This window comes from Amorphoplanes friuliensis DSM 7358, assembly GCF_000494755.1.
GTDB lineage: Bacteria > Actinomycetota > Actinomycetes > Mycobacteriales > Micromonosporaceae > Actinoplanes > Actinoplanes friuliensis.
Genome location: NC_022657.1, coordinates 6,060,847 through 6,081,324, shown reverse-complemented (window position 1 = coordinate 6,081,324; position 20,478 = coordinate 6,060,847). Strand labels below are relative to the sequence as shown.

Annotated in this window: 18 protein-coding genes, 1 tRNA gene and 1 pseudogene; 11 read left to right on the top strand and 9 right to left on the bottom strand. The window is 73.3% G+C overall.

The window, feature by feature from the left end:
* Positions 1-12 precede the first annotated feature (12 nt).
* The gene (locus AFR_RS28090) at positions 13-1,044 is read left to right on the top strand and encodes a 4Fe-4S dicluster domain-containing protein (RefSeq protein ID WP_023560191.1); all 1,032 of its coding nucleotides are present in this window, start codon (positions 13-15) and stop codon (positions 1,042-1,044) included.
* Positions 1,041-2,123, top strand: a complete 1,083-nt coding sequence (gene nrfD / locus AFR_RS28085; protein WP_084298160.1) for an NrfD/PsrC family molybdoenzyme membrane anchor subunit — start codon at positions 1,041-1,043, stop codon at positions 2,121-2,123. The genes AFR_RS28090 and nrfD overlap by 4 nt, the downstream gene beginning before the upstream one ends.
* Before the next feature lies 1 nt (position 2,124).
* Here nrfD and selD read toward each other — a convergent pair whose 3' ends face one another.
* Complete coding sequence (gene selD, locus AFR_RS28080) at positions 2,125-3,135, bottom strand: selenide, water dikinase SelD (protein WP_023560189.1); 1,011 nt, start codon at positions 3,133-3,135, stop codon at positions 2,125-2,127.
* A gap of 72 nt (positions 3,136-3,207) precedes the next feature.
* Between selD and AFR_RS28075 the strand changes: the two genes are divergently transcribed.
* The 3 genes from AFR_RS28075 to selB all read left to right on the top strand — a co-directional run bounded on the left by AFR_RS28075 (position 3,208) and on the right by selB (position 6,407).
* A tRNA-Sec gene (locus AFR_RS28075) sits at positions 3,208-3,301 on the top strand.
* Between the two features lie 42 nt (positions 3,302-3,343).
* Positions 3,344-4,636, top strand: coding sequence for an L-seryl-tRNA(Sec) selenium transferase (gene selA, locus AFR_RS28070; protein WP_023560188.1), 1,293 nt, complete (start codon positions 3,344-3,346; stop codon positions 4,634-4,636).
* Position 4,637: 1 nt separating this feature from the next.
* Positions 4,638-6,407, top strand: coding sequence for a selenocysteine-specific translation elongation factor (selB, locus tag AFR_RS28065; RefSeq protein WP_023560187.1), 1,770 nt, complete (start codon positions 4,638-4,640; stop codon positions 6,405-6,407).
* 7 nt (positions 6,408-6,414) lie between these two features.
* Here the strand turns inward: selB and AFR_RS28060 are convergent, their stop codons facing one another.
* Both AFR_RS28060 and AFR_RS28055 read right to left on the bottom strand, forming a co-directional pair.
* Entirely contained in the window at positions 6,415-7,815 is a 1,401-nt protein-coding gene (locus tag AFR_RS28060) for a hypothetical protein (RefSeq protein WP_023560186.1), read from the bottom strand.
* Positions 7,816-7,916: 101 nt separating this feature from the next.
* Positions 7,917-8,636 (bottom strand): annotated as a pseudogene (locus AFR_RS28055) (carboxylate-amine ligase); the annotation flags it as partial.
* 229 nt (positions 8,637-8,865) lie between these two features.
* On the opposite strand from AFR_RS28055, the gene AFR_RS47495 reads away from it, so the two are divergent.
* Entirely contained in the window at positions 8,866-10,587 is a 1,722-nt protein-coding gene (locus AFR_RS47495) for a serine/threonine protein kinase (protein ID WP_052359487.1), read from the top strand.
* A gap of 10 nt (positions 10,588-10,597) precedes the next feature.
* On the opposite strand, the gene AFR_RS28040 is transcribed toward AFR_RS47495, so the two are convergent.
* Positions 10,598-11,302 (bottom strand): SDR family oxidoreductase, encoded by a 705-nt coding sequence (locus AFR_RS28040; RefSeq protein ID WP_238547398.1) that lies wholly within the window; start codon positions 11,300-11,302, stop codon positions 10,598-10,600.
* A gap of 236 nt (positions 11,303-11,538) precedes the next feature.
* Between AFR_RS28040 and AFR_RS28035 the strand changes: the two genes are divergently transcribed.
* Entirely contained in the window at positions 11,539-12,423 is an 885-nt protein-coding gene (locus tag AFR_RS28035; protein WP_023560182.1) for a helix-turn-helix transcriptional regulator, read from the top strand.
* 6 nt (positions 12,424-12,429) lie between these two features.
* On the opposite strand, the gene AFR_RS28030 is transcribed toward AFR_RS28035, so the two are convergent.
* On the bottom strand, positions 12,430-13,767 hold the full coding sequence (locus tag AFR_RS28030) for a serine hydrolase domain-containing protein (RefSeq protein ID WP_041842811.1): 1,338 nt from the start codon (positions 13,765-13,767) through the stop codon (positions 12,430-12,432).
* A gap of 199 nt (positions 13,768-13,966) precedes the next feature.
* Here AFR_RS28030 and AFR_RS28025 point away from each other — a divergent pair, with 199 nt between their 5' ends.
* A complete protein-coding gene (locus AFR_RS28025; RefSeq protein ID WP_084298158.1) occupies positions 13,967-14,641 on the top strand; it encodes a class I SAM-dependent methyltransferase in 675 nt (224 codons plus the stop codon).
* 11 nt (positions 14,642-14,652) lie between these two features.
* Positions 14,653-15,306 (top strand): hypothetical protein, encoded by a 654-nt coding sequence (locus tag AFR_RS28020; protein WP_023560179.1) that lies wholly within the window; start codon positions 14,653-14,655, stop codon positions 15,304-15,306.
* On the opposite strand, the gene AFR_RS28015 is transcribed toward AFR_RS28020, so the two are convergent.
* Positions 15,273-15,944 carry an acetoacetate decarboxylase family protein gene (locus tag AFR_RS28015; protein ID WP_023560178.1) on the bottom strand — a complete coding sequence of 224 codons (672 nt, stop codon included), beginning with the start codon at positions 15,942-15,944 and terminating at the stop codon, positions 15,273-15,275. The genes AFR_RS28020 and AFR_RS28015 overlap by 34 nt on opposite strands.
* A gap of 41 nt (positions 15,945-15,985) precedes the next feature.
* Here AFR_RS28015 and AFR_RS28010 point away from each other — a divergent pair, with 41 nt between their 5' ends.
* On the top strand, positions 15,986-17,095 hold the full coding sequence (locus tag AFR_RS28010) for a CaiB/BaiF CoA transferase family protein (protein ID WP_023560177.1): 1,110 nt from the start codon (positions 15,986-15,988) through the stop codon (positions 17,093-17,095).
* A gap of 41 nt (positions 17,096-17,136) precedes the next feature.
* Positions 17,137-17,904: a DUF6544 family protein gene (locus tag AFR_RS44030; RefSeq protein ID WP_023560176.1), complete on the top strand. Its 768-nt coding sequence runs from the start codon at positions 17,137-17,139 to the stop codon at positions 17,902-17,904.
* A 3-nt stretch (positions 17,905-17,907) separates the two neighbouring features.
* Here AFR_RS44030 and AFR_RS44025 read toward each other — a convergent pair whose 3' ends face one another.
* Genes AFR_RS44025 through AFR_RS27990 form a run of 3 tightly spaced genes read right to left on the bottom strand, consistent with a single transcriptional unit; the run spans position 17,908 to position 20,440 of the window.
* Complete coding sequence (locus tag AFR_RS44025) at positions 17,908-18,306, bottom strand: hypothetical protein (RefSeq protein WP_023560175.1); 399 nt, start codon at positions 18,304-18,306, stop codon at positions 17,908-17,910.
* The gene (locus AFR_RS27995) at positions 18,306-19,325 is read right to left on the bottom strand and encodes a hypothetical protein (RefSeq protein WP_023560174.1); all 1,020 of its coding nucleotides are present in this window, start codon (positions 19,323-19,325) and stop codon (positions 18,306-18,308) included. The genes AFR_RS44025 and AFR_RS27995 overlap by 1 nt, the downstream gene beginning before the upstream one ends.
* Complete coding sequence (locus AFR_RS27990; RefSeq protein WP_023560173.1) at positions 19,322-20,440, bottom strand: glycosyltransferase; 1,119 nt, start codon at positions 20,438-20,440, stop codon at positions 19,322-19,324. Before AFR_RS27990 ends, AFR_RS27995 begins: the two co-directional genes overlap by 4 nt.
* Positions 20,441-20,478 lie beyond the last annotated feature (38 nt).

Here is a 20,478-nt window from a genome sequence, read left to right as displayed (position 1 = left end):
AGGAGACCTGAGATGGCCGGACCGAACAGCCTGTACGGCCCGGTGGACCCGGCCCCGGACGCCGGATATGTCGACGCCCCGCCGCGGATGGGCTTCTTCACCGACACCAGCGTCTGCATCGGTTGCAAGGCGTGCGAGGTGGCGTGCAAGGAGTGGAACGCCATCCCCGACGACGGGTTCAACCTGCTCGGCACCTCGTACGACAACACCGGCGGACTGACGGCCAACTCGTGGCGGCACGTCGCGTTCGTCGAGCAGCCGGGCGGTGCGCCCGACGTCTTCGCCGGGCTGCCGGTCGGGCCGCCCGCGAGCCCGCAGAGCGCTGTCGTCGCGGCGTCCACCGGTCAGGACACGGGCACCGAACCCGGCGTCCGCCCGGCGGTCGACGCCCTGGCCGCGGCGGGCACCACCGGGACGCAGTTCCTCGGCATGCCCCTGTCCGACCTGCCCGGACGCACCCTGGACGCGCCGCGCAGCGACTTCCGCTGGCTGATGATGTCCAACGTCTGCAAACACTGCACCCACGCCGCCTGCCTCGACGTGTGCCCCACCGGGTCGCTGTTCCGCACCGAGTTCGGCACGGTCGTGGTGCAGGAGGACATCTGCAACGGCTGCGGCTACTGCATCCCGGCGTGCCCGTACGGCGTGATCGATCAGCGCAAGGACGACGGCCGGGCCTGGAAGTGCACGATGTGTTACGACCGCATCGGCGACGGTCTCACCCCCGCCTGCGCCAAGGCGTGCCCCACCGAGTCCATCCAGTACGGCGAGCTGGACGAGCTGCGCGCCCGCGCCGCCCACCGCGTGGAGAAGCTGCACGAGCAGGGCGAGAGCAGTGCCCGCCTCTACGGTCACGACCCGGAGGACGGCGTCGGTGGTGACGGCGCGTTCTTCCTGCTCCTCGACGAACCCGAGGTGTACGGCCTGCCCCCGGACCCGGTGGTGACCACCCGCGACCTCCCGGCGATGTGGAAACGTGCCGGCCTGGCCGCGCTGACCATGGCGGCTGCCGCCGTGGTGTCCTTCGCGGGACGGCGCGGATGAGGCCCCGCGAGGAGGCCGAGCGTCCCCGTGACGAGTCGCTGAGCCCGCCACCCGCGGGCCGGCCCGGCAGCGGCCTGGCCCGCGACGAGGCCCCGGGTGGCCCGGTCCGCGATCGCCGGGACCGCAGGGGGCGCGGGCGCCGCGGGGCGGACCGGCCGATGGTGCCGCCGGCCGATTTCCGGTCCTACTACGGGCGGCCGATCGTCAAGGCGGCGGTTTGGCGGCACGACATCCCCGCGTACCTGTTCACCGGTGGTCTGGCCGCCGGATCGGCGCTGCTCGCGGCGGGTGGAGACGCCACCGGCCGGCCGGCTCTGCGCCGGGCCGGCCGGTTCGCGGCGCTCGGAGCCGTCGCCGCCAGTGGCTACTTCCTCATCAACGATCTCGGGCGGCCGATGCGGTTCCTGCACATGCTGCGGGTGGCCAAGCCGACCTCGCCGATGTCGATGGGCACCTGGGTGTTCAGCGCCTTCAGCGCGGCCGCCGGAGTCGCCGCGGCGGCCGAGGTCGTCCCACCGCTGGCCCCTTTCGGCACTGTGGGGCAGTACGGCGCGGCACTCACCGCCCCGGCCCTGGCCACCTACACGGCGGTGCTGCTGGCCGACACGGCCACACCGAGCTGGCATGCGGCGTACCCGGAGCTGCCCTTTGTCTTCGCCGGCAGTGCCCTGGCCAGCGGTGCGGGGATCGGACTGATCGCGGCACCGGCCGATCAGGCCGGGCCGGCCCGCAGGATGGCGGCCCTCGGCGCCGCGCTGGAGCTCTACGGCGCCCACCGCGTCGAGACCACCAAGGGACTCCTGAGCGAGCCCTACCAGCAGGGCAAGGCCGGGCGCTACCTGCGGGCGGCGCGGACGCTGACGGCGCTCGGGGCCGCCGGTGCGGTGCTCGGCCGGCGCAGCCGCGTCGCCTCCGCGCTCGCCGGGGTCTCCCTGCTCACCGGTTCGCTGCTCACGCGGTTCGGGATCTTCGAGGGAGGGCAGGCCTCGGCCCGCGACCCGAAGTACACCGTCGTCCCGCAGCGCGAACGTCTCGCCGAGCGAGCAGCCGCGGACGGCGGCGCCAAAACGGCCGAGTAGTTCAGCGGATCACCAGCGTGACACCGTCCTGGCGGGCGGGGACGAGCTCGCCGACGACCGGATGCCCCGGCACCTCACCGGCGACCAGCAGACCACCCGAGGTCTGTGCGTCCGCGAGCAGCAGCAACTCGTCCTCGGAGACAGCACCGCCGTCGAGGTGCGGCCGGACCCAGTCGAGGTTGCGACGGGTGCCGCCGCTGACAAAACCGTCCCGCAGGGCATCCCGGGCGCCGTCCAGGAACGGCACCGCGGCGGCATCGACAACGGCGGTCACCTTGCTCGCCCGCGCCAGCTTGTGCAGGTGACCCAGCAGCCCGAAGCCGGTCACGTCGGTCGCGCAGACCGCACCGGCGGCCAGGGCGGCCTCGGAGGCGGCCCGGTTGAGCTCGGTCATCGCCGCCACCGCCTGCGGGAACACCTCGCCGGTGGTCTTGTGCCGGCTGTTGAGCACACCGATCCCGAGCGGCTTGGTCAGCGTCAGGGGCACACCCGGCCGCCCGGCGTCGTTGCGCATCAGCCGGTCCGGGTCGGCCACCCCGGTGACCGCCATGCCGTACTTCGGCTCCGGGTCGTCGACGCTGTGCCCGCCGGCGACGTGACAACCGGCCTCACGGGCCACGGCCAGCCCGCCGCGCAGCACCTCGGCGGCCAGTTCCATCGGGAGCAGGTCGCGGGGCCAGGCCAGCAGGTTCACTCCGACGACGGGTGCGCCGCCCATGGCGTACACGTCGGACAGGGCGTTGGCGACGGCGATCCGCCCCCAGTCGAAGGCGTCGTCGACGACCGGCGTGAAGAAGTCGGCGGTCGCCACGACGGCCACACCGGCGGCGATCCGGACCACCGCCGCGTCGTCGCCGTCGTCGAGCCCGACCAGCAGCTCACCCGGGCCCCGCGGCGCCGACTCGCCCATCAGGCCCGACACGACCTGCTCGAGCTCGCCCGGCGGGATCTTGCAGGCGCAGCCTCCACCGTGGGCGTACGCGGTCAGCCGCTTCTCCTGGATGCTCGTCACCCGTCCCACTTTTGCACGGGTGGCGGCGTTCCGCCCGTGCAGAGCGGGGCGTCCCGGCCTAGTGTGATCACCGGAGGCGTTCAGGTGGCTGGTGCCCCTCCCGGTCTTCAAAACCGGTGTGGCCCGGTATCCGGGCCGGGCGGGTTCGATTCCCGTCCGCCTCCGCTTTCCAGCTCCTCGAGGGGTGTGGGCGGGACAGGAGGCTCGGGTGGCGGACGCCACGGTCGACCGGCGCAGGCTGGTGCCGCGTACCGATGTGGTCCTGGACGACCCCCGGCTGGCCGGCGCTCTGACGCGGCTCGGCCGCCCGGCGGTCAAGGCCGTCGTCACCGCCGTCCAGCAGCGTGCGCGGGCCGGTGAGCTCGACCCGGCCGGGGTGGTCGACGCCGTGGTGGACGCGCTTCCCGGCACCGCGGGTGGCCTGCGGGCCGTCCTCAACGCGACCGGCGTGGTGCTGCACACCAACCTGGGCCGGGCCGCGCTGTCACCGGCCGCCCTGGACGCCATCGCCGCGGCCGGCGCGCACACCGACGTCGAGCTGGATCTCGCGACGGGCCGGCGCGCCCGGCGTGGCCGCACCGCTCTCGCCGCTCTGGCCGCCGCCGTTCCCGCTGCGGGCGCCGTGCACGTGGTCAACAACGGCGCCGCCGCCCTGGTCCTCGCCGCGACCGCGCTGAGCGCCGGACGGGAGATCGTCGTCAGCCGTGGTGAGCTCGTCGAGATCGGCGACGGTTTCCGGCTGCCCGACCTGCTCGAGTCCACCGGTGCCCGGCTCCGCGAGGTCGGCACCACCAACCGCACGTCCCGCGCCGACTACCTCGCCGCCGTCGGGCCGGACACCGGTTTCATCCTCAAGGTCCACCCGTCGAACTTCGTCGTCCGCGGCTTCACCCGTTCCGTCGGCGTCGCCGAGCTGACCGGGCTCGGCACCCCCGTCGTCGCCGACATCGGTTCGGGTCTGCTCGCCCCCGACCCGCTGCTGCCCGACGAGCCGGACGCGGCCACCACCCTGCGGGCCGGCGCCGATCTGGTCATCGCCAGCGGGGACAAGCTGCTCGGCGGTCCCCAGTGCGGCCTGCTGCTCGGCGCGGCGGACCTGATCGAGCAGCTCCGGCGGCATCCGCTCGCCCGTGCGCTGCGGGTGGACAAGCTGACCCTCGCCGCGCTGCAGGCCACGCTCACCGGTCCCGAGACACCCACCTGGCAGGCCCTCCGGTACGACCCGGCGGCGCTGCGCGTGCGTACCGAGAAGGTCGCCGCCGCGCTCGGCGCCGAGGTCGTGCCGTCCGTGGCGGTGGTCGGCGGTGGTGGCGCGCCGGAGCTCGAACTTCCGTCCTGGGCGATCTCGGCGCCCGCGGACCGGGCCGAGCCGCTGCGCCGCGGCAGCACCCCGGTCGTCGGCCGTGTCGAGCGCGGCCGGCTGCTGCTCGACCTGCGCTGCATCAGCGTGGATGATGACGCCGCGCTGATCGCCGCCGTCCGCTCGGCCGGAGACCGCTGACATGCACGTGCTGGCCACCGCCGGGCACGTCGACCACGGCAAGTCGACCCTGGTCCGGGCCCTGACCGGCATGGAACCGGACCGGTGGGCCGAGGAACGCCGCCGCGGCATGACCATCGACCTCGGCTTCGCGTGGACCGGCCTGCCGTCCGGCGCGACCGTCGCGTTCGTCGACGTCCCCGGTCACGAGCGCTTCGTGCCGACCATGCTCGCCGGGATCGGCCCGGTGCCCGCCGCGATGATCGTCGTCGCGGCCGACGAGGGCTGGCGGGCCCAGTCCGCCGAGCACCTCGCCGCGCTGGAGGCCGCCGGCGTGCGGCACGGGCTCCTGGTGGTCACCCGCAGCGACCTCGCCGACCCGGGACCGGCGACCGCGCAGGCCCGGGCCGAGATCGGCGCCACCCCGCTCGGCGACGTCGAGGCGGTCGCGGTCAGCGGCGTCACCGGCGCCGGGCTCGACGACCTGCGCGCCGCCCTGGACCGGCTGGTCGACCGGCTGCCCGAGCCCGACACCGGTGCCACGGTGCGGCTGTGGATCGACCGCTCCTTCACGATCAAGGGTGCCGGGACGGTGGTCACCGGCACGCTCGGCGCCGGCACCCTGCGACCCGGTGACGAGCTCGAACTGACCGGTGCCACCCGGCCCGTGCCGGTGCGCGTCCGAGGGCTGCAGAGCTTGGGCGCCGCCACCGACGAGGTCCGCGCGGTCGCCCGGGTCGCCGTCAACCTGCGCGGGGTCGGCAAGGACGATGCCGGCCGGGGCAGCGCGCTGCTGACCCCCGGCCGGTTCCGTTTCACCGACCTCGTCGACGTGCGCGTCCACGGAGACCCGGTGGCCGACCTCCCCGCCTCGGTCACCCTGCACGTCGGGTCGGCCGCCGTTCCCGCCCGGGTACGCCCGCTCGGCACGGACACCGCCCGTCTGCGGCTCGGCACAGTCCTGCCCCTGCGCATCGGCGACCGCGCCCTGATCCGCGACCCGGGCCGCCACCACATCGCCGGTGGGGTCACGGTCCTCGACGTCGTACCGCCGGGGCTCAGCCGCCGGGGTGCCGCCGCGGCCCGGGCCACCGAACTGGCCACGATGCACGGCGTGCCCGACGCGGCGGACGAGTTGCGCCGGCGCCTGCTCGTGCCGCGCGACGACCTGCTCCGGATGGGCGTCGACGACCCGGGTGCCGCCGTCGCGGGCCGCTGGCTGGCCGACCCCGGCCACTGGCGAGCGCTGGGTGAGCGGCTGAGTGAGGAACTGGCCGCGTACGCCGCCGAAAATCCGCTGGAGCCGGGCGCACCCGTCGAGGCGCTGCGGCACCGGCTCGGTCTGCCGGACCGGGCGCTGGTCGAGGCGCTCGTCCGTCCACCGCTGGTCAGCCGGGGCGGCCGGATCTCGTCCGGCGCCATGGGCGTACCGGAGGATCTGGTCCTGGCCGTCGACCGTGCTTTTGAAGGGCTGGCCGACCGGCCGTTCACGGCGCCGGAGGCGAACCGGCTCACCGAGCTGGGGCTGGGCGGCCGGCAGCTCGGCGCCGCCGTCCGGGCCGGGCTGGTGGTCCAGCTGGGCGGCACCGTGATCCTGCGTGCCGGGGCGCCGCGTCAGGCCGCCCGGGTCCTCGCCGGGCTGCCCGACCCGTTCACCGTGAGCGAGGCCCGGCAGGCGCTGGGCACGAGCCGGCGGGTCGCCGTGCCGCTGCTGGAACTGCTCGACAGCACCGGTGTCACCCGGCAGATGCCCGGCGACCGGCGGATCGTCGCCGCGGCACCGGGCGACTGACCTCCGCTCAGCCCACCAGGAAGCCCAGCCGCGACCCGGCCTGGCGCAGCGCGGTCACGACGTCCGGCATGGTCAGCGGATCCGGGTCCGGCGACTGCTTCTCCAGACCACGGATCACGGTGGACGCGTGACTGGTCGCCAGGGGCAGCAGGGGATAGCGGCCCATGGCCTGACGGCTCAGGTCCGGCCGGTGCCGGGCGAAACGGGACACGGCCCGCCACTGCGCGACATCGGCGTGCGTGTCGCAGACGGTGCCCGGCGCCTCCGGAAGACCCGTGACGGAGTCGAACGGCGCACTGCCGGCCAGCCACCACTCGGCCGCGTCGACCGCCGCCCGTGACGGGAACTCGCACCAGAACGGCACCAGGCCCGACTTCAGCACCCGCCAGGGGTCGACGAGCCGGCCGGACTCGATGACACACCGGTCGGCGTTCCGGCCGGCGGCGGCCAGCATCCGGCGGTACAGGTCGGCGACACACGAGCTCAGCGCGTCCGGGCCCCGGTAGAGCGCCCGGTGCACGGGCCGCCCGGAGTCGGCGCAGAGCCGGCGCAGGTCGCGGTCGAGCTCGGGCTCCCCGGCCAGCTCGGCGTAGCGGGGCAGGCCGTTCCACCCGGGGACCGGCCAGCTCTGCTCGCCGATGCTGTACATCAGCCGCCGGAACGGCGCGTACTCCATCGAGTACTGCTCCGGGGCCAGGCCACTTGCCGGGCTGCCGAGCTGGAAGCTGTGACCCGGGCCCGGCTCGACGACCGGCCAGCTGCGGGTGTCGCGCAACAACAGGACCGGCGCCCCCGGATCCAGGCGCGTCCGGAGGAAATGCCGGTACGCCGGAGGCAGCTGCCGCCACCGCACGTGGAGGGTGATCGTCGAGCCGCACAGCGGGCCACGGCGTACCGGATCGTGCACCTGCCGCACGCTGACCTGGGGGTTCCGGGCCAGGATCAGGCCGGCGGCAGTGGCCCCGGCGGCCATTGCGCCCGCCCAGTCACCGGCCGAGCTGTCGTCCCGCGGCACGGTGACCGTGAAGGTGGTCGGCAACCAGGCCGCGCCCAGCGCTGCCGCCAGGTGCACCGCCCCGCCGTGCGCGGAGCCGATCACCACCCCCGGATAGGACCCGGCCGGATAGTGCTCGGCGATCCAGGCCGCGACGGACGCCGCGTCCACGTGCGGAAGCTGTTCCAGCGGCACGGCCTCGGCCCGGTCGAGGTGCGCCAGCGCGTGCCGCCGCAACGAGTCCGGCAAGCTTCCGTGCCGGCCCAGCACCGGCACCCGGTTCAGGTCGTCGCAGCTTCTCCCGCGGGCGGCGCGGGACGCCGCCTCCAGGAGAGGGCGTTCGGGTCCGTCGTGCGACATGACCCGGTCCATGGTGAGTCCCCGTTCACCCGGGCCGGTCACGAACTCTTCCACGGCACGTTCTCCTCGCGGACGGTCACGGTCGGTCACTGTGGGTCGCCGCGTACCCGCATCGATCGGTTTCATTCACGGCGGACTCAGCCGTCGACGGTGAGCCGGGCCCGGGCGAGACCGTCGCGGACGAACCCCAGGTCGCCGTGCCGGGTCAGGGCGGGGCCGACCGCCGTGACCAGGTCGTCGAGCAGCGCCCAGGCGGGCCTCGACGCCAGGGTCCGCAGATCGAGCAGCGTCCCCTCCAGACCCTCGTGGGCGGCGTCGCGCTGAGCGGCGCGCAGCACGCGGTCGGCCACCGGCACCGCCGGTACGCCGGTGGCGACGTACTCCGTGGCGGTCGCGACCAGCGCGCGGAGGAGACCCGCCACCAGCACGGTGTCGTCGACCGTCGGGCACACGTCGCCGACCCGTACCTCCACACCCGCCGGGAAGGCGGCGGACGGCCGGGCCGTGGCCGGCAACACCCCGGTGGCGTCGTGCCCGGTGTCGGCACCCTCACGCAGCGGGGAGCCGGCGGTCAGCGCCTGGATCAGCGGCAGCCAGGCGAGAAGGTGGTCACAGACCTGGGACGCCGTCCTGCGATCCGGCACGGCGACGTGGACCCGCGTCCCGTGGGCAGCCGTCGCGGAGACCCGGCGCAGCTCCCTGAGCCGTGCCGCGAGCTCCGGCAGGCCGGTGCAGGGCGGCGTGACCGTCCTGACCGTGCTGTGCCGGACCTCCGGGCGGCTCTGCAGATCGAGCAGCAGAAACTCCTCCTCCACCCGCAGAGCCGGGACACTCGGCGCTCGCCGGCGGGCAACCCGGGGACCTTCGCTGTTCATGGGGCCGCGCATGCCCAGCAAACGCCGTCTCAACCACCCGTCCTGCGGCCACGGGTGAAGGAAGAACGAACCGCCGGACGAATGGTGACGGGCATCATGAAGGCCTGACACTTCGTGACACTTCCGGCACGCGGCCGTTGCGGGGACGAATCACGCCCACCAGGATGTCGTCGCCACAGCTGTCACCGGCCGCGAAAGGACACCACGACACGTGCAGCCAGACTCCTCCTTGAACGGGACCGGGCTGGACGAGCCCGCCACCGTCGACCTCAGCGGCCGGTGCGTCGGCAATTCGTACATCCTGATCTGCCCGGTGGGTCAGGGGGCGACCGGGACCGTGTGGCGGGGGATCGAACGGACCTCGGGCGAGCAGGTCGCCGTGAAACTGCTGCACGAGGGGCTGCTGCGGCAGCCGAAGCTGGTCACCCGCTTCGTTCAGGAACGCACGATCCTGATGCTGGTCAAGCACGAGAACATCGTCGGCGTCCGGGACCTCTTCAGCGCGGGGGAGTCGCTGGGCCTGGTCATGGACTTCGTTGCCGGGGGCAGCCTGCGCGAACGGCTGCGCTCGGACGGCACCCTCGCCCCCGGCGAGGCCGCGCGGCTGCTGGCCCAGGTCGCGGCGGCCCTGGCCGAGGCGCACGCGCTCGGGGTCGTGCACCGCGACGTCAAACCCGACAACATCCTGCTCCAGGCCGGCGACACCCGCGCCGACGTGCGCCTCACCGACTTCGGCATCGCCCGTGTGATCGACGCCGCCGGCCTCACCACCCCGCACTCCATCATCGGTACGCCGCACTACATGGCCCCCGAGGTCATCACCGGCGGTGACGCCTGCGCAGCCGCCGACGTGTACGCCCTCGGCGTTGTCCTCTACGAACTCGTCGCCGGGCGTACGCCGTACGCGGGAGAGCCGCTCGCCGTCCTGCGCCGCCACCTGGACGACGAGCCGGACCGGCCCGCCGGCATGCCCGACCGGATCTGGTCGGTGATCGAGTCCTGCCTCGACAAGGACCCTGCCGGGCGGCCCGCGGCCGGTGACCTCGCCACCGTCCTGCGCGACCTGGCCCGCATCCTGGCGTCCGAGCCCGCCCTGCCCCCGCCGCTGGACCACGCCGACGAGACCGTGCTGACCCCGGCCGTCCGCGCGACACCACCCCGAGCCCCCGAGGGCGGCCCGGCGCGCCGCCGCCGCCCGCCGAACAGCCCGCGGAGCTGGGTCTGGGGCCGCCGCAACGGCATGATCGTCGCCCTCGTCGCGGGCGCCGCCCTGATCGCGGGCATCGGCGGCTACCAGGCCTTCCAGCAGCGCGACGCGGGCTCCGTGCGGACCGACGCCGGTCCCGCGCCCGCACAAGGACTGGGCACCGGCGGTGGTGCCGCCGTGCTGCCGACACCCCTGACCTCCGGCTCGGCCCCACCCGCCGGCGCCGCGCCGCAGTCGGGCGCCGGTGCGCTGGGAGCGGCCACACCCACAACGACCAGGGCCGGGGGCAGATCCGCGCCGCCCCGCGCTGTCGCTCCGTCGGCCCCACTCGTTCCCAAGCCGGGAGTGACCCCGCCCGCACCCGGCAAAGTGGAGGGTGAGGCCGAGTACGGCCCGTACCAGTGCGCGGACACGAACAGCTGGAGCCTGGGCCACCCCGTCCTCGCCAAACCGTGTTACGCCTTCGGCGACGCGGTCCGCATCATCGGCAACATGGAGGCCACCCCGGGCATCCAGGTCGACATCACCATGTCGGTCCGCGACGCCGGCACGCAGGCGGTCGCCGCCGGCCCGTACACGTGCAAAGGCCTGATGTTCACCGACCTGGCCATGGAACACGTGTGCGGCCCGTTCGAGGTCAACATCCCGCACGGCGACACCTACTACGTCGAGGAATCCTGGGAATACACCGGCCGCGACCTGATCCCCAGCGGCACCGCCAAGAGCCCCGAATTCACCTGGTGACCCCCGACCGCTACGCGGTGGTGGCGATGCCGCCGTCGACGGGAATCACCGCTCCCGTCAGGTAGGCGCCGGCCCGGCCGGAGAGGAAGACGGCGACACCCGCCATGTCGTCGTCACGGCCGATCCGGCGTAGCGGGGCCGCCGCTGCGATCGCCTCGCCCAACTCGTCGAGGGTTGCCGCCATCATCGCCGACGGGAACGCTCCCGGCGCCACGGCGTTCACGGTGACGTGCTGCGGTCCCAACTCCCTGGCCAGCACCCGGGTGAGCTGATGAAGCGCGGCCTTGCTGCTGGAGTACGAGTAGTTGGGCCGGTGGGGGACGTGGATGGCGGCGATGCTGCCGATGTTGACGATCCGCGCCGGATTGTCGGCGCTGCCCGCCTTGCGAAGCGCGGGCAGAAGCGCCTGGACCAGCCAGAACGGCGCCTTCAGGTTCAGATCGACGACCGTGTCCCAACCCGCGTCCGGAAACGTCTCGAGCGGCTCGTCCCACATGGCGCCCGCGTTGTTGACCAGGATGTCGAGACGCTCCGAGCCGGCGGTGACGAGGCCGGCCAGCCGTCGGCACTCATCGTGGCGGGACAGGTCGGCCGGGATGGCCCGCACCTCACCGAAGCCGGACAGCTGTTCCTGCGCCTGAGCGCACGCTCCGGCGTCGCGTGAGCTGATCACCACGCGGGCGCCGGCCTGGAGAAGGCCACGCGCGATCATCATCCCGATGCCCCGGGTGCCGCCGGTGACGAGCGCGCGTTTTCCACTCAGATCGAAGAGTCCTGCATGGGTCGTGAATTGGTTGACCACCACTTGCCGCCTGTCTCGTGGGTTGTGCGGGGATACGGGCCCGTCGGGTACGTCCACAACAACCCCTTTCGGACGCGGGCGGGAGTCACTGCTCTTCCGGGTAACGGCAGTACCTCCCAGCACACCGCCGCGCGACCTACGGTGGTGGGGTGACCGACAGTGAGAGGCGTGAGCGGGCCGCCGAGGTGCGGGAGTTTCTCGGTACGCGTCGCGCCCGCATCACGCCCCAGCAGGCCGGGTTGCCCGTCTTCGGTGCCAATCGCCGGGTGACGGGGTTGCGCCGCGAAGAGGTGGCCCTGCTGGCCGGGATGAGCATCGACTACTACATCCGCCTCGAGCGCGGGAACCTGAGCGGCGCCTCGGACTCGGTGCTGGACTCGCTGTCCTATGCGCTCCAGCTCGACGATGCCGAACGGGCCTACCTCTACGACCTGGCCCGCGCCGTCAGCGCATCGCAGCGCCGGCCGCCCGCTGCGACCGGGCGGGTCCGGCCGATGGTTCTGCGGATGCTCGACGCGATGACCGACCTGCCGGCGTACCTCCGCAACGGGCGGTTCGACATCGTCGCCGCCAACTCTCTCGGCCGGGCCCTGTACGCCCCGGTCTACGACTCCCCGCTGTTCGCGCAGCGTGGTCCGGTCAACGTCGCGCGGTTCCTGTTCCTCGACCCCGGTTCGGCCGACTTCTGGCCCCGGTGGGAGAAGGCCGCGGACGACTCGGTCGCCTTCCTGCGTACCGAGACCGGCCGCTGGCCGCACGACAAGGGCCTGACGGACCTGATCGGGGAGCTCTCCACGCGGAGCGACGAGTTCGCGCGGCGCTGGGCCAGGCACGACGTGAAGTTCAACCGCTCCGGTGTGAAGCACCTCCGCCACCCGCTCGTGGGCGACCTGGTCCTGCCCTACGAAGCCCTCGACCTGCCCGCCGACCCGGGGCTCCGCATCACCGTCTACTCGCCCGAGGCCGGCTCACCCGAACGCCAGGCCCTCGATCTCCTGGCCAGCTGGACCAGCACGACCGCACTCGAGCACTGACACGTCCTAGCGGACGCCGCCGGCGACGGCGTTGGCTACGGCCACGCGGTGGGTGTCGGGGTCGGACCAGGACCAGTTGGGGTGGGCGCGGTTGGTGAGCAGGACCAGGACCAGCTTGCGGCGGGGCTCGACCAGCAGGGACGTGCCCGTGAAGCCCGTGTGGCCGAAGGTCGCCGCGGTGGAGAGTTTGCCCATGAACCACGACTGGTTCATTTCGACGCCGAGGCCGTGGTCGGCGGTGCGCTTCGGGCGTTCCGGGTCGATCGCGGGTTTGCCTTTGTTGACGTTGGTGAGCATCTTCCGGACCGTGGCCGACGTCAGGATGCGCTTGCCGTTGTGGGTGCCGCCGTTGAGGAGCATCTGGCCGATGACCGCGACGTCCCTGGCGGTGGCGAAGATGCCGGCGTGACCGGCGACGCCGCCGAGGTGGTTGCAGACGTCGTCGTGGACGGTGCCGCGGAGCAGGCCGCGGGACGAGCGGGCATCGGTCGCCACCAGGCGGTTCTTGGCGCCGACCCACTTGAGGGGCAGGAAGCCGGTGTCCTTCAGCCCCAGCGGGGTGGTCAGGTTGTCGCGGAGGGCCTTGTCCAGGGACTTGCCCGTGAGCTTCTCCACGAGGCGCCCCAGCACCATCAGCCCCACACTGGAATACCGGAAGGTCGTCCCCGGCACACCACCCTTGACCAGCGGCGTGCTCAGCACGGACTTCCAGCGGGCCGTGTTGTCCGGCAGGCCGGTGACCTTGGCCCCGACCGGCAGGGCACTGGTGTGCGCCAGCAGCATGGCGATCGTGATCGCGCCCTTGCCCGTGCCGGTGAACTCCGGCAGATACTTCTGCACGGGCGCGTCCAGCTCGACCTTGCCCCGGTCGACGAGCTGGAGCACGAGGATCGCGGTGTAGACCTTCGTCAGGGAGGCCACATCGAAGATCGCGTCGGTTTTCATGGTGACCCGTTTGCTCGCGTCCAGCTCGACGGGTCCGGCCTTGTAGCGCAGCGCGTGCCCGGCTGCGGTGTGGACCGTGGTGCGGCCGTCGACCATGACGAGGGCGACGGCTCCGGCGTACCCGGGATGTCTGGGGTTGTCGGAGGTCGGCTTGAGGTACTTGGCCAGGACCGACTTGACCTTGTCGCCGTAGGTGGCCGCGACGACGGCCTCACCGGCCGGGCGATCCGTGACGGCCGGCGCCGGACGGGTCGGCGTGCCGCCGGCGAGCGCCGGCTCGGGCGGGGCGGCCGGCTCGGCCCAGGTCGGCCCGGCCTGCGGGCTGCTGTCACCGCTGCCGCAGCCGGCCACGGTCGCGGCAAATCCGGCGCCGAGCAGCACTCGTCGATTCAAGGGCACGGCCACGATGATGGCACGCCGAGCTGCCGGAACGAACCCCTCAGGGGTGACCCCTCCGCGATTGACACTGCGGCGACGTGGCCCGCAGAATCGATTTCCCGGCCCACCGCAGGCCGGGAGAAGACGAGGCCGCCGCGTGCCACCTTCCGGAACCAGCGGATCCGATACCGGCCCCGCCCGGCCGCTCACCGACCTCCTGATGAACTCACCGATCCCACCGGCTCACCTGGTCCGCAATCTTGCGCTCTACCAGCGCCGGGACGCCGTGGCCGACACGCTCGCGCTCAACGAGATCTACCTCAGGATCCTGCGGGTGCCGGGCGTGCTGATGGAGTTCGGCACCCAGTGGGGACGCCGGCTCGCGGTCCTCGCGGCCCTGCGGGAGACGTACGAGCCGTACGACTACACGCGTGTGATCGTCGGCTTCGACACGTTCGAGGGATTCCCCGACCCGCACGACTACGACGGCTCGTTCGAGGAGATCCACCGGGGCGGGATGGCTGTCACCCCCGGTTACGAAGAGCATCTCGCCGAGGTTCTGCGGGCGCACGACCGGGAGAGTCACCAGTCGGACCGCGAACGGTTCGAGTTGCGCCGCGGTGACGTGCGCAAGACGCTGCCGGACTATCTGGTCGAGCGTCCCGAGACCATCGTCGGGCTCGCCTATTTCGACCTGGACCTCTACGAGCCGACCAAGGCCTGCCTGGAGATCATCCGGCCCCGGCTGGTGCCGGGCAGTGTGCTGGCGTTCGACCAGCTCGGCCATCGTGATTACCCGGGCGAGACGGTCGGCTTTCTCGAGTCGCTCGGGGTGCAGCCGTCGGCGGTGGAGAAACTGAACTACTCCCGGTCGCCGACACTCGTGACGATCTGACGGGCGGGACCGTGGCCGACCGCATCGACGTGCACCTCAAGGAGTACGAGCAGCTGCGCCACGAGCTGGTCCATCGCATAGGGCTGGCCTACGCCCTGATCACGCTCAACCTGACCGTTCTCGGGGCGGGGCTGACCGTCCTGCAGCGACTGCCCGCCGTCGGGGTGGGGCTGGCCATCGCCTCCAGCTCCCTGTGGCTGTTCTTCATCGACCACGCCAGCCAGGTCTACAAGATCGCCGCCTACATCGCGCTCCGGATCGGGCCCGCCGTCCGGACCGTGGCCCCCGAGGCGTTCCGCTGGGAGGAGTTCGTCCGGGAGCTCGACGCGGGCGGCTCGCGGGCCTCCCGGGTCCTGTACCCCGGCCAGTCCGGTCCGGCTCCGCAGAACTGGATCGTCTCCGGTGGACCCAGCCGCTACCTCGCCGCGCTCTTCGGGGGCTCACCACCGATCCTGCTGATCGCGTTCATCGTGTCGTCGGGGTTCGACGGGTCCGCCGCCGAGGTGGTGCTGCGGTTCGTGGTCCTGCTCGCGGGTCTCGGGATCTGGGCCATCGCGCTGACGCGGTACCGCGCCTTCCGGCGTACGGTCAGCGCCATCAACGAGGCGATCTCGGCGTCCTACCGCAACGATCAGGCCTCCGGCGGAGCGCCCGCCGGGGCGTAGGTGGTGTCAGCTTGTGCCCCGAAGCGCAGCCGGAAGTCGGCCAGGGTGGCCGTGAGCAGGGGGCGGCGGCCGGCGAGGTGGCGCAGCGGTCCGCCGGGTTCGATCCGCCAGGTGGCACCGCCGAGGCGCAGGCGCGCGTGGCCGCGTACCGGGGAGTGTTTGACGGTGTCGCCGAACGCCTGGGCCAGGGTCATCGGGGTCGGCCAGCGGCCGGGCAGGCGGATGCCGGGGCTGAAGGACGCCGCGGCGATCGGACCTCGCGCGGTGCTCGCGGCCCCGGAGGTGCGGCCGCTCGGGCCGGTGTGGACGGTGAGCTCGGCCAGGTCCTTGGGGATGCCCCACAGGGCGCGGCCGCCGTCGCGGGACGGCACACTGTCGACCCAGATGTCGGTGATGCTGACCCGCAACCGCCGGCCCGACCGGGTCAGGGCCGCGGCCAGCAGCTCCTCGTAGGTCAGGACACCGCCCGGCTCGTAGCGGACCCAGGCCACCCCGACTATCGCTTTCCGGCCGATGGTCACCGGACGCACGGTCGCGGCGAGCGGATCGGGCAGTGCCGGCAGCGTGTCGCGGGGCACGGCGAAGACCGACAGGAAAAGCTGACCGCGCAGGTCCCACGGTTCGGGCGGGTAGTTCACAGGCGGCCTCCCCATTACATCCTAGACCCCGGAGGTGTTCGATGACCGGTGCTCAGGGCCCCCTGCGCGGGCTCAAGGTGGTGGAACTCGCGGGGATCGGCCCGGCGCCGTTCGCCGGGATGCTGCTGGCCGACCTCGGTGCCGACGTCGTGCGTGTCGACCGGCCCGGACCCGGTTCGCCGCTCGCCGGTGACCCCCGCCTCGACCTGCTCAACCGGGGCAAACGTTCGATCACCGCCGACCTCAAGCAGGACAGCGGCCGGGAGCTCGTGCTCGCCCTCGCCTCGCGGGCCGCGGTCCTGATCGAGGGCTACCGGCCCGGCGTCACCGAACGCCTCGGCATCGGTCCCGCGCAGGTGCTGGCCCGCAACCCCGCCCTGGTCTACGGCCGGATGACCGGCTGGGGCCAGGACGGCCCGCTCGCCGGCAGCGCCGGCCACGACATCACCTACCTGGCGATCACCGGCGCGCTGCACGCGATCGGCCGCGCGGACGGCCCGCCGCAGGTCCCGGCCAATCTCCTCGGCGATTTCGGCGGCGGCGCGCTCTACCTGGTGGTCGGCCTGCTGGCCGCGCTGCGCGAGGCCGACCGCACCGGCCGGGGCCAGGTCGTCGACGCCGCCATCACCGACGGGGTCACCCACCTCACCACCCTCCTGTACGGGCTGAGCGCCGAAGGTCGGTGGGAGGACACCCGGGGTGTGAACCTGCTGGACACCGGCGCCCCGTTCTACGACGTCTACCCGGCGTCGGACGGCGGTCACCTGGCGGTCGGCGCGCTGGAGCCGCAGTTCTACGCTGAGTTCGTCCGGCTGCTCGACCCCGGTGACAACCTCCCCGCCCAGTACGACCGCGCCCGCTGGCCCGAGCTGCGTACCCGCCTCGCCGCCACCTTCGCGACCCGCACCCGCGACGAATGGGCGGTGATCTTCGAGGGCACCGAGGCGTGCGTGGCGCCGGTGCTGTCGTTCGCCGAGGCTGCCCGCCACCCGCACCTGGTGCACCGCGCCACGCTGGCCGACCGCGACGGGGTGCGCCAGCCGGCACCGGCGCCGCGCTTCTCGGCCACCCCGCCCGGGCCGGTGGGAGCACCCGCCCTTCCCGGCGAGCACGCCGCGTCGATCCTCGCCGACTGGGAGATCTCGCCCTGATCAGGCGTACGGTGGCGGCACACCGACCCGAAGGGCACTTCATGGCTTATCCGCGTGGACTCACCGACGACGTGCGTACCGATTGGGGCGACCTCGGCGAGGCCACCGGCAAGCCTGCTGTCTTCGGCGAGGGTGACCTGTCCGCTTTGCCGGAGCCGGTCCGGCGCTGGCTGACCCACTCGATCGCCCCGGAGACGCCGCTGCTGACCGCGGTGGAGGTCACCACGCACGGCACGGTCCGCGACAGCGCCTGGCGTGACTTCTCCGCGACCCAGCGCCTGTCACCGGCCCGCGGTTTTGTCTGGGCGGCGAACGGCACGATGGCCGGGATGCCGGTCACCGGCTTCGACCGCTACACGCGCCTGACCGGACAGAAACGCTGGCGGCTGCTCTCCCGGGTGCCCGTGCGGACCGCCGACGGGCCCGACCTCACCCGCAGCTCTGCCGCCCGGCTGGCCGGTGACCTGCTGATCGTCGCCCCGGCCGCCGCGCTGAGCAGCCGGGTGAAATGGCAGCCGCTCGACGCCGACCGGGCCGTCGCCCGGATCCGGGTCGACGCCGGATACCACGAGGTCACCCTGACGGTCGCCGCGGACGGGTCGCTGACCTCGATGTCGATGCCGCGCTGGGGCGCCGACACCCGGGGCTCCTTCAGCGAACGTGTCTTCGGCGCCGACCTCACCGACGAGACGACCTTCGAGGGTTTCACCATCCCGGGCACCGTCGTCGCCGGCTGGGACCACGGTACGGCCGCATGGGCGGACGGCCAGTTCCTGCGCTACACCGTCGACGCCGCCCACTACCGCTGACCCTCAGCGCCGGAAAGGGCTCCGGCGTGTGTCTCTGCGCTGCAGCAGCCCCGCCAGCGTCTCGCCGGGGGAGTAGGTGTGCTGGGACGGGTGTGACCGGACCCGGGGATCGTCCTGCTCCCCCGCACGCCGGGCGGCGATGCCGATGATCCAGCCGGCCACGTCCGTACCGGGGGCGGTGTGCAGGTCCGCGGACTGCCAGGCCTCGAGGAACGTGGCGGCGGCGACCTCGTCGGCCCGCTCGCCGCCGAGCGTCACGTGCACGGCGGCGTCCACGTCCGGCGCGAGGGCCTGGTAGAGCCGCGTGAACGCGTCCCGGTCGGCTGCGGCCGCCCGGCGGAGCAGTCGGAGCAGGCGTGCGGGTTCCCGCCGGTACTCGGGCAGGAACACCACCGTGTCCATCAGCCGTTGATCCGCTGCGCGTGCTGGAAGGTCGAGATGAGCGCCAGCGTCGACTCCGCGCCCTGGTTGAGGTTGGCGCCGAGCGGGGTCAGCCCGTCGTAACCGCCGCCCGTCTCCGGGTCCCACATCACCGTGCCGCGATCGTTGTCGCCGAGGAACCAGCCGATCGCCTGCCGGACACCGTCGTTCCAGCCCGTGTCGCCGGTGGCGGCGGCCGCGGTGGCGCAGGCGTCGGCGAGAGCGGCGGCCTCGATCGGCTGCTGGTCGTACCGCTGCCGCGGGGTCCCGTGCCGCCAGCCGGACGCCGGCAGCAACGACAGGTGCCCACGATCGAGCTGAAGGTCGCGCAGCCAGCTCAGCATGCGCAGGCCGGCCGCCCGCAGCGCGACGTCCTGCTGGAACTGCCCGGCGGCGATGACCACCTCGGCCAGGGCCGCGCTCGCGTAGGACAGGTGACGGCCCGGCCACGACCACTGCGGATCGGAGTCCGGCCACCCGACCGCCGTCGCCGCGTCGGAGAGCAGCGCGGCCGCGAGCGTGTTGCCCGGCTCCCGCCGCAGCACCTCGGCCGCACCGAGCCCGGCGAAGGCCATCGTGTGCGGTGCGGGCGAGCGGCGGGCCGCCCCCAGGGTGAAGGCGACCATGGCCTCCTGACGGATCCAGGGTGCGGTGCTGCGGGCTGCCGCCGTCCCCAGACCCCACAACGCCCGGCCCCACCAGTCACCCAGCCCGGGCTCGTCCTGCCAGCGCCGGTCGAAACCGAGCCGGTTGTGGAAGGCGCCGCTGTCGTGCTGGGCGTGGGTCAGGAAACCCAGATACGTCTCGGCCAGCCGCAGCACGTCCGGGGCGGGATCACGCTCGCGGCTCGTCACGACCAGGCCCCGGGCGACGTCGTCGGTGCAGTACCCGTGCTCGCGCCGCGCCACCGCGTGCCGGGCGTGCTCCAGCAGCCCGGTGTCGTCGGTGAGCCGGGACAGATGCACGAAGCTGGGCGCGCGGACGCCCAGAGCGACGGTCACGCCGGTGCGGCAGCGGTTCGCGCGCCCTCGGTGCTGAGCTTGTCCGCCAACGCCTCGTACTCGGCGGCGACCTCCGGCCAGCGCATCGTCACCGGGGTGCCGGCGGCGGCTCCGGCGGCGGCGGTCCGCGTGAGGATCTTGCGGATCGCGGTGGCCAGCGCGCGCGGGTTGCGGTGCGGGACGAGCAGGCCCGGGCCGTCGGTGAGGAGCTCGACCGCGTGCGGGAAGGCCGTCGCCACCACGGGCACGCCCGCGGCGACGGCCTCGATCAGCACGCCGGAGGTCACCTGCTCGACCGAGTCGTAGGGCAGCACGACAACATCGGCGGAACGGATGAGACCGCCCAGGGCGGCGTCGTCGAGATAGTGCGAGCGGTAGTCCATGTTCTGCGCCACTCCCAGCTCGGCGGCGAGCTGGTGCAAACCCGTCCGGTACGCCTCACCGTGCCGTTCGACCACCTTGGGGTGGGTGCGGCCGGCAACGGTGTAGACGGGGTCGAGACGGCTCAGGTGCGGCAGGGCGCGGATGGCCCACTCGATGCCCTTGCCGGGACCGAGCAGACCCCAGGTGAGCAGCTGCGGTCGCGGCCCGCGGGCCACCGGCGTACCGGTGGAGGCGCTGACACCGTGCGGGATGATCGAGAGCTTGGCCGGATCCACGTCGTACCCGGCGACGAGCCTCTCCCGGGCGGTGGTGGTCATCGTGACGGCGGCACCGGCAGTGGCCACGACCTGCTCGAGCACCGACTTCTGCCGGGGTGTGGGCCGGCCCGGCACGGTGTGCAGGACGACGATGCTGGGCACCCGCAGCCGCCGCATCAGCCGCAGTACGTCGGCGCCGTCCGCACCCGGATAGATGCCGTACTCGTGCTGGATGATCGCGATGTCGTAGCTGTTGAGAGCGTCGGCCGCGGCACGCCAGCCGCTCGGGTCCTGCGCCTGCCAGGTGTGCGAGACGTCCGGGCCCGGCGGTCCCTCACCACCGCCCGACGTGACACGGACGACGCCGCCGGAGCTCGCGCCCGCGGTGAGGCTCGCGGCCAGGGCGGCATTGAACGTCGCCAGCCCGCAGTAGGTCGGCGGGTGGGTGCTGAGGAAGCCGTATCTGGTGGCCACAGGGCCTGCTTTCACTAGAGGGCACGCGGGCACACCGG

Coding starts and splice junctions, on each gene's coding strand:
- AFR_RS44025 (WP_023560175.1), bottom strand. CDS start 18,306: ATGGACACGGTGGTGTTCCTGCCCGAGTACCGGCGGGAACCCGCACGC.
- AFR_RS44030 (WP_023560176.1), top strand. CDS start 17,137: ATGGCTTATCCGCGTGGACTCACCGACGACGTGCGTACCGATTGGGGC.
- AFR_RS28025 (WP_084298158.1), top strand. CDS start 13,967: ATGAACTCACCGATCCCACCGGCTCACCTGGTCCGCAATCTTGCGCTC.
- selB (WP_023560187.1), top strand. CDS start 4,638: ATGCACGTGCTGGCCACCGCCGGGCACGTCGACCACGGCAAGTCGACC.
- AFR_RS28010 (WP_023560177.1), top strand. CDS start 15,986: ATGACCGGTGCTCAGGGCCCCCTGCGCGGGCTCAAGGTGGTGGAACTC.
- AFR_RS28040 (WP_238547398.1), bottom strand. CDS start 11,302: ATGATGATCGCGCGTGGCCTTCTCCAGGCCGGCGCCCGCGTGGTGATC.
- AFR_RS28090 (WP_023560191.1), top strand. CDS start 13: ATGGCCGGACCGAACAGCCTGTACGGCCCGGTGGACCCGGCCCCGGAC.
- nrfD (WP_084298160.1), top strand. CDS start 1,041: ATGAGGCCCCGCGAGGAGGCCGAGCGTCCCCGTGACGAGTCGCTGAGC.